The 12,631-nt window shown below is 68.4% G+C and carries 9 protein-coding genes; 2 read left to right on the plus strand and 7 right to left on the minus strand.

Features of this window, described 5'->3' with window-relative positions:
- Positions 1 to 198: 198 nt before the first annotated feature.
- Genes UK23_RS45045 through UK23_RS45055 form a run of 3 tightly spaced genes read right to left on the minus strand, consistent with a single transcriptional unit; the run spans position 199 to position 4,825 of the window.
- Complete coding sequence (locus tag UK23_RS45045; RefSeq protein WP_045317985.1) at positions 199 to 1,980, minus strand: AMP-dependent synthetase/ligase; 1,782 nt, start codon at positions 1,978 to 1,980, stop codon at positions 199 to 201.
- A 25-nt stretch (positions 1,981 to 2,005) separates the two neighbouring features.
- The gene (locus tag UK23_RS45050; protein ID WP_045317986.1) at positions 2,006 to 4,144 is read right to left on the minus strand and encodes a molybdopterin oxidoreductase family protein; all 2,139 of its coding nucleotides are present in this window, start codon (positions 4,142 to 4,144) and stop codon (positions 2,006 to 2,008) included.
- Between the two features lie 33 nt (positions 4,145 to 4,177).
- Complete coding sequence (locus UK23_RS45055; RefSeq protein WP_052685622.1) at positions 4,178 to 4,825, minus strand: quinone oxidoreductase family protein; 648 nt, start codon at positions 4,823 to 4,825, stop codon at positions 4,178 to 4,180.
- Between the two features lie 196 nt (positions 4,826 to 5,021).
- On the opposite strand from UK23_RS45055, the gene UK23_RS45060 reads away from it, so the two are divergent.
- Positions 5,022 to 5,969 carry an MASE1 domain-containing protein gene (locus UK23_RS45060; RefSeq protein ID WP_196778166.1) on the plus strand — a complete coding sequence of 316 codons (948 nt, stop codon included), beginning with the start codon at positions 5,022 to 5,024 and terminating at the stop codon, positions 5,967 to 5,969.
- Here UK23_RS45060 and UK23_RS45065 read toward each other — a convergent pair.
- Positions 5,966 to 8,713 (minus strand): helix-turn-helix transcriptional regulator, encoded by a 2,748-nt coding sequence (locus tag UK23_RS45065; RefSeq protein WP_045317988.1) that lies wholly within the window; start codon positions 8,711 to 8,713, stop codon positions 5,966 to 5,968. The two genes, UK23_RS45060 and UK23_RS45065, sit on opposite strands and share 4 nt — an antisense overlap.
- Before the next feature lie 245 nt (positions 8,714 to 8,958).
- Here UK23_RS45065 and UK23_RS45070 point away from each other — a divergent pair, with 245 nt between their 5' ends.
- The gene (locus tag UK23_RS45070) at positions 8,959 to 10,179 is read left to right on the plus strand and encodes a serine hydrolase domain-containing protein (RefSeq protein ID WP_045317989.1); all 1,221 of its coding nucleotides are present in this window, start codon (positions 8,959 to 8,961) and stop codon (positions 10,177 to 10,179) included.
- Positions 10,180 to 10,358: 179 nt separating this feature from the next.
- On the opposite strand, the gene UK23_RS45075 is transcribed toward UK23_RS45070, so the two are convergent.
- The 3 genes from UK23_RS45075 to UK23_RS45085 form a co-directional block, all read right to left on the minus strand.
- The gene (locus UK23_RS45075; protein ID WP_156213854.1) at positions 10,359 to 11,930 is read right to left on the minus strand and encodes an alpha/beta fold hydrolase; all 1,572 of its coding nucleotides are present in this window, start codon (positions 11,928 to 11,930) and stop codon (positions 10,359 to 10,361) included.
- 84 nt (positions 11,931 to 12,014) lie between these two features.
- Positions 12,015 to 12,428 carry a DUF3237 domain-containing protein gene (locus UK23_RS45080; RefSeq protein ID WP_045317990.1) on the minus strand — a complete coding sequence of 138 codons (414 nt, stop codon included), beginning with the start codon at positions 12,426 to 12,428 and terminating at the stop codon, positions 12,015 to 12,017.
- On the minus strand, positions 12,428 to 12,631 hold a 204-nt coding region (locus UK23_RS45085; protein ID WP_156213855.1), incomplete at its 5' end, for an SDR family oxidoreductase. The genes UK23_RS45085 and UK23_RS45080, both read right to left, overlap by 1 nt.

Here is a 12,631-nt window from a genome sequence, read left to right on the forward strand (position 1 = left end):
GGATGAAGGTTCCCTTCATCGTGAAGCAAGGCGGCCCCGGCAAGGTGTCTGGGGGGAGTACACCATGAGCCGGGGCCGCGAAGCGGCTGGGCCCGAGGGGGGAGGGGGCCAAGCGCCGCTTGGTGTCCCACTCTGCCCTGAGCGGACCGAATGCGCCAGGGTGGATGTACCTGTTTTTGGATTTCTCGTACGTACGGGTTACTGGTAGAGCCCTTCGTACAACCCAGAGTGAAGACGGTGCACCACGTTGCGTTTGACCTTCAGGGTCGGGGTGAGCTCACCCTCCTCCTGGGACAGATCACGGCTGAGCAGCACGAACTTCTTCACCTGGGAAACACTGGCGAAGTGCGAGTTCGCCTCGTCAACAACTTCCCGCACGAGCGTTCGCACGTCCGGGTGACCCACCAAAGATTCGAGGTCGGCAGGCAAGCCGCGCGCGGTCGCCCACGGCACGATCTCGTCCGCTTCGAGTGTGAGCAGGGCCACACAGTAGGGCTTGCGGTCCCCGAACAGGACCGCGTGCGAGATCCAGCGGGACTGCCGCAGGACGTTCTCCACGTTGGCCGGCGCGATGTTCTTGCCGCCCGCGGTGATGATGATGTCCTTCTTGCGGCCCGTGATCGTCACGAAACCGTCCGCGTCGATCTCGCCCAGGTCGCCGGTGTGCAGCCAGCCGTCCTGGATCGTGGCCGCGGTGGCCTCGGGATTGCGCCAGTAGCCCGCGAAGACGTGCGGGCCGCGCATCAGCAGCTCGCCGTCCTCCCCCAGCGACATCTCCAGACCGGCCACTCCGGACGCTCCGACCGAGCCGAGTTTGAAACGATCCAACGTGTTGATCGTGCCCACCGCGGTCGATTCGGTCATGCCGTAGCCCTCCAGCACCGGCACCCCGGCCGCGTGGAAGAACTGCAGCACCTCGCGGGAGATCGGCGCGGCACCGGACAACGCCTGCACGAGCCGGCCGCCGAACACCGCGCGCACCTTGGCGAACAGCGCGTCGACCTGCTCGAACGCCGCGGCCATCTCGGCGGGCACGGGCTCGCCGAGAGCACGACGGCGCCTCACTTCGAGCCCGAGAGTCACCGCCTGGCCCAGCTGCTCGGCAGGAACCGCGGCCGTGACGAACGTGTAGATCTTTTCGAAAATGCGTGGCACGGAAGGCAGGAAGGTCGGCCGAACCTCCGCCAGCTCCGGCACGATCGCCGTCATGTCACCGCCGAAGTAGGCGAGCGCGCCGCCGCGGTACATCGTCCCGAACATCACGATCTGCGCGAAGACGTGCGCCAGCGGCAGAAACAGGTACACCGTGCCGGTCATCGCGTCGATGCGGGCCTCTTCCGCGACCCGGCACAGCGCGACCCAGTTCGCGTTGGTCAGGATGCAACCCTTGGGCGGCCCGGTGGTGCCGGAGGTGTAGATGATCAGGCTCGGGTCCTCCGGCTTGATCGCCGCGCGACGCGAGTCCAGCTCGGCGGCCAGCGGTGAGGTGCGGCCGGTGTCCTGCAGCTCAGCGACGCTCGGCCGGTCACCAGCCGGGTCGATCGTGAAAACTGTTCGCAGTTCGGGAAGTTCTCCCTGGACGACCTCGACCTTGACGCACTGCGACTCGTTCTCCGCGACCACGATCGACGCGCCGGAGTTGCCGACCACCCAGGCGATCTCCTCCGACGTGCTCGACGGGTAGATCGGCACGACGATGCCGCCAGCCGCCAGCACCGCGAGCTCGACCGCCGTCCACTCAGGACGCGTGTTGGCGAGCACGCAGACCCGGTCACCCGGCTGCAGTCCGGCGTGGACGAACCCGGACGCGAGGTCCAGGACCTGTTCGGAGACCTCGGCGTAGGTCTGCTCGCGCCACTCGCCGTTCTGCTTGAACCGCCACGCCACCGCGTCCCCGTACGCCTGCTCCGCGAGGAACGGCAGGTCGGCTATCCGGCGGACGGCTTGCACCGCGTTCGGGCTGGCGACTCCGGCGGTCATGGCGGCTCCTCTGCGGATCGGGTGATTACGCGGGCACGACCTGCACGCGGGTGCCGTTGAGAACGGCGGTGCCCGAGAGCGGGTCGATGCGGAGGTCGTCGGTGAGGAGGTTGACGTTCACGCCGGCGTGCTCCTGGGCGACGGTGAGCTGCGTGCCGGGCAGGTCGTGGCCCCAGCCGTGCGGCATCGAGACGACGCCGGGCGCGATGTCGCCGGTGACCTCGACGAGCACCTCGATCTTGCCGACGCGCGAGGTCACCTGAGCGGTCTTGCCGTCGGTCAGGCCGATCCGTTGCGCGTCACCGGGGTTCACCAGCAGCGTGCACAACGGCTTGCCCTTCACCAGCGCGGGGACGTTGTGCATCCAGGAGTTGTTGGTGCGCAGGTGCCTGCGGCCGACGAGCACCAGGTCGGTCTCGGGCGTCTCCAACGCGGTCAGCACGCGCGGCAGGTCGTCCATGATCGGATCCGGCGTGAGGTCGATCTTGCCGGAAACAGTCCGGAGGATCTCCGGCAGGCGCGGCGTGAGCGGGCCGAGGTCGATGCCGTGCGGGTTGTCGAGCAACTGCTTGAGCGACACCCCGTACGGGCCGGTGCGGAGCTTGAGGTCCAGCAAGCGTTCCTCGCGCGTCTCGCCCTCTGGTTCGAAGTCGACACCGAGCTGCTGCTTGAGACCCGCGAGCTGCATGGCGGCGATGGCGTCGAGATCGGCCGACGGGCCGAGACCGCTGAAGATCGTGGCGAGCCGGAAGAAGATGTCCGTCTCGTCGACCCTGCCTTCCTCCAACGGGATCGCCGCGCGCGAGTACTTCACCACGTTGCGCACCGAGTTGTTGAGGAACGCGATGTCGTAGTGGTCACGACGGGACGGTGGTGGCGTCGGCAGGATGACGTCGGCGTGCCGGGTGGTCTCGTTGAGGTACGGGTCGACGCTGACCATGAAGTCCAATGAGGACAGTGCAGCGTTCACGCGGGCCGAGTTCGGCAACGACAGCGCGGGGTTGCCGCCGATCGTGAACAGCGCGCGGACCTGGCCCTCGCCCGGCGTCTCGATCTCGTCGACCATCGTGACGGCCGGGTACTCCCCCATCACCTCGGGGTGGCCCTTGACGCGGCTGTGCCAGCGGCCGATGCCGAAACCCCTGCCCTTGCCCGGCCCGCGCTTGCTGTGCGCGGGCAGCGGCCACATAACGCCGCCGGGCCGGTCGAGGTTGCCGGTGAGGATGTTGAGCGTGTCGACCGCCCACGACGCGACCGTGCCGAACTCCACGGTCGTCGTGCCGATGCGCCCGTACACCGCGGCACGTTCCGCAGACGCCAGCTTCTGAGCCAGCTCGCGGATCGTGGCCGCCTCGACGCCCGTGCGTTCCTCGACGGCTTCGGGGCTGAACGGCATGACGCGCTCACGGATCACCGTGTGGTCGGTGACGTGCTCGGCGAGGTCCTTGACGTCGACCAGGTCCTGCCGGAACAGCTCGTGGATCAACGCCAGCAACAGGAACACGTCCGTACCCGGCCGGATCACGATGTGCTGGTCGGCGGCTGCCGCCGTGCGGCTGCGACGCGGGTCGACGACGACGAAGGACCCGCCGCGCTTCTGCAGCTCCTTGAACCGGCCCGGCACGTCCGGAACCGTCCACAGGCTGCCGTTGGACGAGAACGGGTCAGCGCCCAGCACCAGCATGAAGTCGGTGCGGTCGATGTCCGGCACCGGGATCGAGAAGATGCTGCCGTACATATGCCCGACCTGGACGTGCTTGGGCATCTGGTCGACCGTGCTGGCGGTGAAGACGTTGCGGCTGCCCAGCGCCTTGCGCAGCGGCCCGGCGTAGAGGCCGCCGGCGAGCGAGTGGACGACCGGGTTGCCCAGGTACATCGCGACGGAGTTGCGGTCCGGGAAGTCCTCGAGCCGCTCGTCGATGTACGAGAAGGCCTCCTCCCAGGTCGCCTCCTGGAACTCGCCGTCGCGCTTGATCAGCGGCGTCGAGAGGCGGTCCGGGTCGGCGTCGAGCGTGCCGAGCGACGCGCCCTTGGGGCAGATGAACCCCTTGCTGAAGTCGTCCTCGCGGTCGCCGCGCACCTTCGTGATGCGGTCGCCCTCGACCGTCAGCTCCAGCCCGCACGTCGCTTCGCAGAGCGGGCAGGTCGTGAACACGGTCCTCATGCGTCCCCTTAAACGGCTTGTTACCAACGAGTACTAGTCAGCTGCCATCGGACGCAATCGCCCAGCCGAGGTCAACCCGAACAGCTCACTGACAGCCCTGGCGATCATGTCCGGACGTTCCAGCGTGTGCTCGAAACGGAACCCGATGACCGCGCGCGAGCCACCGAGCAGACCGGTCAGCTTGATGGATTCGTCTTGGTCAACGCCATAGCAGACGATCCGGCCGAACGGGGCGATGGCGTCCAGCGAGGCCTTCAGCGTGCCGCCCGGATCGAGCACCACATCGACCTGTTTGCCCTCGTTCGCCTGTACCAAACGCTGGGCGAGCCCGTCTTGATCGGCCTCGACCGCGATGTCCGCGCCGAGCTTGAGCGCCTTGCGCCTGCGCGACTGGCTCGAGTCGGTGGCGATGACCCGGCCGGCCGCGAAGCTGCGCGCGAGCTGAACCGCGATCGTGCCGATCTCGCTCGCGGCGTCGTGCACCACGATCGACTCGTCCGGCCTGAGGTGCGCGCACGTGCGGAGGAGGTGCCACGCCGTGGTGCCCGCTCTCGCGAGCGTCAGCGCCTGCTCGTCCGTGACACCCGCAGAAACCGGCAGGTGGAGGCGTCCGGCGACCACCACCACGCGACGTCCGCCGTCCTCGACCCGGACCTCGTCGGCCGCCTCGGCTGTGCGCATGTTGCCATCTCACGGTCTCGGGGCGACGGGCTGTAGTGCGGCTTCCACGACAACTAAGAATCAGTGCTGCTCAGAGACCTGAAGTACACGAATGCGAGGGTCGCCGCCGCCGAACCCGGCCTGCGGAGTGAGTCCGAGTGGGTACGCCGCGTGGCGAGGTATGGCGAATGGGTGTGCACAGGTGCAGCATGTGCCGGTGAACGCCGCACTGCGCACCACCACGACGATCCTCGCGGTCGCGGTCGCCTACTACGCGACGGCGAAGGTGGGGCTGGTCCTGGCGCTGGTCAAGGGCCAGGTCACTCCACTGTGGCTGCCGACAGGGATCTCGGTGGCGGCACTGCTGATGTCGGGCCGCAGGATCTGGCCGGGCATCGCCCTCGGCGCGTTGGCCGCCAACATCTCACTCGGCGCGGGCCCCGTCGGGGCCCTGATGATCACCGTCGGCAACACGCTCGCGCCGCTGGCCGCCTGGTACCTGCTGACCCGGTTCGGGTTCCGGCAGCAGCTGGACCGGTTGAAGGACGCGCTGCTGCTCGTGTTCGCGGGCGCGCTGGGCGCGATGCTGATCAGCGCGGTCACCGGCGCGTCGGCGTTGAAGATCAATGGCGACATCCCGTGGCACGAGGTCCCTGCCGTGGTGTCGGTGTGGTGGACGGGCGACGCGATGGGCGTGCTGGTGTTCACTCCGCTGCTGCTGACGCTGCCCCGGCACTGGAACGCCGCCCCACGCAGGCTCGTGGAGGCGGGCGGCATCCTGATCGTCACCGCCGTGCTCGCGGCGTTCGTGACGGTGTCGGAGTCACGCCTGTTGTTCCTGGTGTTCCCCATGCTGATCTGGGCGGCGCTGCGGTTCCAGCACGCGATCGCAGCCCCGTGCGCGGTGATCATCTCGGTGGCCGCCGTGATGTCGGCGGCCAGTGGCCATTTCGTGCAGGACGACCTGCTGGCGACGATGATCGTGCTGCAGGCGTTCAACGGGTCGGTGGCGCTGACCGGGTTGATCCTGAGCGCGATCACGAGCGAGCGCAACGAGGCCAGGCAGGCGATCGAGCGGGCGTGCGAGCAGCTGGCCGAAACCGTTGCGCGGTACCAGGAAGAGGGTGTGCGCAAACGGCTCGGCCGCATGGTGCCGCCTGCTTAGCGCTGCTGCATCGCGTCGAGCACGCGGGCCAGTTCGAGTCGCGACGAGACGTGCAGCTTGGCGTAGATCCGGGAGAGGTAGACCTCGATCGTGCGCGGGCTGTAGTGCAACGCGGCTGCGATGTCGCGGTTGCGCATGCCCTGCTGCACCAGGCGGGCGACGTTCTCCTCGGCTTCGGTGAGCAGGCCCGGCGCCTTCGACCTCGCCCTGGGCACCTTGGCGCCCAACGTCCTGAGGCGGTTGCCCGCTTGTCGGCGCAGGCCGTGCGCGCCAAGGCGTTGGAAGGTGGTGTAGGCCTCGACGAGTGTGGGCACCTCTTCGTCGGTGACCTCGCCGAGAGCCAGTTGGGCGCGGGCTTTCTCGAACTCCAGGCCGCCCAGCGCCGCCTCGGACACGGCCTCCCGCAACAGGTCCGCGTCCTGCCGCAGCACGCCGGTGACGCGGCGGATCGTGGTGCGCGACCAGGGCGACACCCTCGTCGGCGACACCTCGGACAGCCGGTCCAGTGCTTTGAGGGCCTGGTCCTCGTGCCCTCGTTCCAAATCCAGTTCGATCATCCGCGCGACCAGGACGCAGGAGTACGCGGCTTCGAGCCGTGAGCCGATCGCGTCGCCCAGCAACTTGTACGCGGCGTCTGTGTCTCCGCGTGCGATGAGGTACTCGGCGAGGGCGGCGGCGTGCAGCTTGGAGATGTTCACCGACTGCGGGGCCGGCAGCGACGCGAGCCGGGCGGCGACGTCGAGCTCGCCGCGCCACGTGCGGATGGAGAGCTCGATCGCTTGCAGGACACCGAGAGCCTGGTCGGCTTGGGCGGCTTCCACGTCCGGGAGCCAACGGCCGATGCCGTCGAGCGCGGCGTCCCAGCGGCCGCCGAGCCAGTCCAGCGCCACTCGGGACGCCGCCCGTTCGGCGCGGAAGCCGTGCGAGCCGACCTGGTCGACGAGTTCCTCGGCCCTTCTGACGCGCCACTCCGCGTCGTGGACGAGGCCGGCGAGCGCGGTGATCGACGCGCAGACCGAGAGGGCCTGGAGTTCGAGCATCGGCTGGCCGTCGCTGTAGGACAGGGCGCGGTTGGCGTGCTCGACGGTTCGGTCGTGCTGGAAGAGCAACGAGGACAGCATGGCCAGGTGCTCGAAGACGATCACGCCCTCGGCCGGCGAGCTGATCGGGAGGGCCTCGATGCGCGCTACTTCGGTGACGGCGTCGTCGTGGCGGTTGTTGTAGACGAGGAGCACGGCGCGTTGGGCTTCCAACGACGCGGGGACCGGCCCGCGCGCGACCTCGTCATCGGCCAGTTCCATCGCTTCTGCCGTGCGCCCGACGGAGAAGAGGGAGGAGATGACGGCCGTGGCGACGCGGGTGCGTTCTTGGCCTGGCTCCAAGGATTCGAGCGCGGCGAGGCCTGGTTCGATGGCCAGCGCCGGACGTGAGGCCCGCGCGAGCACCCGACATTGCAGGGCGAGCAGCTCGGAGCGTTCGGAAGCGTTGCGCGGCAACAGTTGTAGGGCTTTGGCGCACAGGGCGGCGGCGGTTTCCGGTGCCGTCGCACGGGCCACCGAAGCCGCCTCGGCCAGGACTGCGACCGCCACCCGGTCGCCCGGGGCCGCGGACTCGGCGAGGTGCCAGGCGAGTTGGAGCAGGTCCACCGCGAGGCCCTGAGCACGGTCTTCCAGCAGGCGTGCGGAGATCAGTGAGTGCAGGTGACGGCGTTGGGCTGGGCCGACCTCGTGGTACAGCGCTTCGCCTACCAGAGCGTGCGAGAACCTGTAGCCGCGTTCGTCGTCGTGGACCACGATGTGCGCGCGCAGGAGTTCGTCGAACGCTGCGACAACGGTCTGCTCAGGAAGTGATGCGACGCGCGCGAGCAGCGAGATCTGGTCGAGCCTGACTCTGCGGAACACGGCAACAGCGCGCGCTACGAGCCGTGTGTCGTTCTCGAGCGGGGCGACGCGCCGGAGCACGGCCTCGCGGCGGGTCAGGCGGATGGCGTCCGGGGAGACCGTGAGCCGGGCCCGGTTGTTGTCGACCGTCACCAGATCGAGTTCTCTCAACGACCGGGCGATCTCGGTGACGAAGAAGGGGTTGCCGTCGGATCGTTGCTGGACCTCGCGGGCAAGGGCGTCGTCCGGAGCGGTCTGCAGCACGGCCTCGACGATGCGGGCGACGTCCGCGCCGGACAGCGGGGCGAGCGCGAGACGCACAACCTCCGCGTGCTGTTCCACGCGGTCCAGCAAGTTGTCGCCGGCTTCGCCCGCGTGCGGGCGGCTCGCGGTGATCAGGACCAGCGGGGCCGCCGAGACCCGGCGCAGCACCAACGTCAGCAGGGCCAGGGAGTCGTCGTCGACATGGTCGAGGTCGTCGATCAGCAACGCCGCGGGGCGCGTCGCGGTGAGCTCGGTCAGCAACCGCACCACCCGGTCGCACGCCCGGCCGAACCACGCGCCGGAGTCCTCCGCGCTGGAAACCTCCAGTGCCTGCAAGGCATCCGCGCGGATCTTGTCGAGCGGCGTGGCGAGCGATCTGATCAACGCGACCACCGCGCCGTACGGGATGCGCTTGCCGAGCACGTCCGAGGCACTCGCCAGCACCGCGCAGTGGCGTTCTTCGAGACGGCGGGCGAGCTCGGCCAGAAGACTCGTCTTGCCGATCCCGGGCTCCCCGCTCACCTGCACGACGACGAGGCCGGTCGCGGGCGCCGCGTCCACGCAGTCGAGCACGGCGCGCAGTTCCGGTTCCCGTCCCACGAGAACGCTGCGAGTGTCGACGATGACGGCCTCCCGGCGAGCTTCGGCGGAGCAGCGCTGAGTCTTCCATGTGGGTGTCGCGCCTCGGCAAGGGCGGCTTTCCGTGGGCGATCAGTCACTCTCGGTTGTTTGATTGCTCCGTGCGAGGCTCAGCACGTTAGCCGCTAAGTGTTCCCTACTAATCCGTGGTTCCTCTGAGTGATGGCCTTGAGTCCTACCGCCGCTCCCGCCCTTGAGGAGGGTCAATGTCGATCCAGGGAACCTGCGCCCCGCAGTTCGCAGAGGTCCGCACCGAGTTCGAACGCAACTTCGCCGAGCGCGGCGAGGTCGGCGCCTCGGTGCACGTGACCCTCGACGGCGAACCCGTCGTCGACCTCTGGGGCGGTGTCGCCGACCCCGTCTCCGGCCAGCCGTGGTCCGAGGAGACCATCGTGCACGTGTGGTCGTGCACCAAGGCCGCGACCGCTCTGTGCGCCCACATCCTCGCCTCGCGGGGAGCCCTGGACCTGAACGCGCCGGTGGTTCGCTACTGGCCGGAGTACGGCGCCGAGGGCAAGGACACGACGCTCGTCCGGCACGTGTTGTCGCACCAGGCAGGCCTGCCCGCGTTGACTTCCTGGCTGCCGGCCGGCGCGTTCTACGACTGGGAGCTCGTGACTTCGTCGCTCGCGGCCCAGAAGCCGTTGTGGGAGCCGGGCACGCGGCACGGCTACCACGGCTTGACGTTCGGCTTCCTGGTCGGCGAGATCGTCCGCCGCGTCACCGGTCTGTCTTTGGGCCAGTTCTTCGAGAAGGAGGTCTCCGGCCCGCTGGGCCTGGACTTCTGGATGGGCTTGCCGGAAGACCTCGAACCCCACGTAGCACCCACGATCCCGGTCGACCCGACACAGCCCGGCATCTTGCTGCCGTCCCTGTTCATCACCGCGATGACCCAGCCCGAGTCCGTCCCGGGCCTGATGCTCCTGAACAACGGCGGCTACATGGCCCCCGGCGAGTCGGACTCCCGCGCCGCGCACGCCGCCGAGATGGGCGCGATCGGCGGCATCTCGAACGCCCGCGGTCTCGCCGGCGTGTACCGCCCGCTGGCCCTGGGCGGCTCCTACAACGGCGTGCGGCTGGTAGAGGAATCGCAGATCCCGCAGATGTCGAACGTCGCGGTGGCCGGAGCGGACGCCGTGGTGATGGTGCCGTCGCGATTCGGGCTCGGCTTCCAGAAGGCCTGCGACAACGCGCACCTGCCCGCGAACGACGCCGAGGGACTGCTGGTGTCCGAAGAGGCGTTCGGGCACAACGGGATGGGCGGCTCGCTCGGGTTCGCGGACCCGAAGGCGCGCCTCTCGTTCGGCTACGCGATGAACCGCCAGGGCGCGGGACTCGGCGTGAACGCCCGAGGCCAGTCCCTTGTGGACGCGACGTACCGCGCCCTCGGTTACCACCAAACCGGCGGCGGCACCTGGTACGCCTGATCATGCGATGGCGAAGCCGAGCCCCCGCCCTCAGCGAGCGCCCCCGGCGGTGGGGTCCCTGATCAGATTGCCGGGTCTGGGGGCAGAGCCCCCAGGGGAAGCACGCAACAGGAACCCGCCATCGCAAAGCGACCGCCTGCGGACCCCACGCGCCCACCCCTGGGGGGATTCTCCGTCCGTCAGAACGGCTTCGTCTCCGAAGCAATCTCCCCGAGGATGTCGCTCAACGGCCGCGAAGACTGCACCGACATCGACGTGGCCTGGCCGGGAGGCACGTTCTCCGCGATATCAGTACCAGCACAAGTAACCCGCGACGCCGGCAAAACCCCGGACACCAGGTACTTGTTGACCAAAGCATCCACACAAGCATTGCGGCGCAACGCGTAGTGCCCGTGCTGACCGTCGTTGGCAACGTTGATCAGCGGCTCGTTCAGGTGCTCGGCCATGACCCGCCCGTTGGCCAACGGCGTCTGCGTGTCACCGTCAGAGTTCACCACCAAACCGGCCGGGTACTTCCGCGTGATCGCCGGAATCTTCTCCGGCCGCTTGAACGCCCGGAACGTGCAGTTGGTAGGCGCCATGTAGTCCACGGTGCCGCCGTACGGGTTGGTGTCCCGCCACCGCTTCATGTCGTTGTAGTAGGTGTTCACATCGGTGAACCAGTCCCACTCGCACGTCACGGCCTGATACGTACCCGCAGAAGTCGGCTCGATGTCACCCTTCTTCAAAGCCGCGACCACAGCCGAAGCCTCTTCAGCAGACGAAGTTCCGGCCACAACCGAAACGATGTGACGCGAGAACGCCGCCCACGAACGGCGGTAGCGGGTAGCACCGACCGCGTAGTCGAACGACGAAACGTCCGCGTAGCCACCATGAGGGCCGGCCTTGAGCTTGGCGGCGATCCCGTCCAGCACCGCGCGCACAGCCTCAGGCGTGGAACCGAGCCCGTACGTCGAATTGCGCGCCGCGGTCCACTCGGTCCACTTGCGCACGTTGTCCGTGATCGCGTCCACCACGTCGACGTCCTGCTCGTGCCACGTCTTCAGCGGGTCCAACGCGGAATCCAGCACACTGCGGTCCAGCGACTTCGGGAACATCGAGCCGAAGACCGCGCCGAGCTGGGTGCCGTACGAGTAGCCGACGTACGAGACCTTCTTCTCCCCCAACGCCCCGCGGATGACGTCCATGTCCCGCGCGGTGTTCATCGTTGAGATGAACCGGCGCATCTCACCGCCGCCGCGCTCGCAGTTCGCCTCGATCGACCGCGCGTACTCGGACCAGTTCGAGAGCTCCGCATCCGTTGGGCGCGACGGAAAGGAGTCGTCGGACGGCGTCGAGATGCAACGCAGCTGGGTCGAACGGCCGACACCACGCGGGTCCATGCCGATGATGTCGTACATGCGCAGAACATCTGTCTGCGCGTTGAACCAGTGCACCGCACCGAGTCCGGATCCGCCGGGACCACCCGGGTTCGTCATCAGCACGCCTCTGCGGCGCGCGGGATCAGCCGCCTTCTTCCGCGAGATGGCGATTTCCAGGTTGCCGTTGCCCGGGTTCTTGTAGTCCATCGGCACGATCACCGTGGCGCACTCGACACCCGTCGTCGGCGTCACCCAGCCCGCCGGGCATTCGGCCCACGCCACGGGCTGCGTGTAGTACTCGTCCAGCGGCCCCGGTTCCGCGTAGGCCGTTCCCACCAGGGACATCAACAACGGGGCGACCAAAGCCGCCGCGCCCCAACGCTTCCTCACCACAACACCCCTCCGGATCGATGGTCGGCAACGACGCTTCCGCAGTCGCCGACCCGCCCGGAACCCCCGGAAGTCGGGTGAATTTCACCTCAGATAACACACCTCGTAGGTCAGGACCAGGCCGTCGAGCACGCCCTTCGCGACGGCCTGGACGCGGTTCAACCAGCGGTAGCGGTCGTCGCCGGTCTCGAACAGCGGGGCCGCGTACAAAGGCGCACCGGAACCATTCGAGACGTCAACCCGTCCCGAGTAGTGCAAAAACACATAGGCACCGTCGTCGGTCAGCAGAACGGACCGCACGTCGAGGGTCGCGGTGCCGTCCGGGCCGATGGTCAGCCAGTCGGCGGTCGACGTGCCGTGCATCGCGCCGCGCAAACGGTCGCCTTCGAACGTGCCGGACTCCACCTCGTAGATCAACCGGTCGCCGACGGGAGTTTTCGGGAGCAGGTAAGGCTTCCTCAGCCTGGCGGTCATCGTCCCCAGCGGTACGAGTTCCATCACGCCACTGTCCCACCGTCGACGACGAGGATCGAGCCGGTCGTGTAGGCAGCGGCGGACGAGGCCAGGTACGCCACGGCTCCCGCGACCTCGGCAGCCTCTCCCACCCGGCCCAACGCCGTTTTCGCGACCACCGCCGCGTGCAGGTCCTCGTTGCCCACAAGTGCAGCGGAGAAATCGGTGCGGATCACGCCGGGCGCCAC

This window comes from Lentzea aerocolonigenes, assembly GCF_000955955.1.
GTDB lineage: Bacteria > Actinomycetota > Actinomycetes > Mycobacteriales > Pseudonocardiaceae > Lentzea > Lentzea aerocolonigenes_A.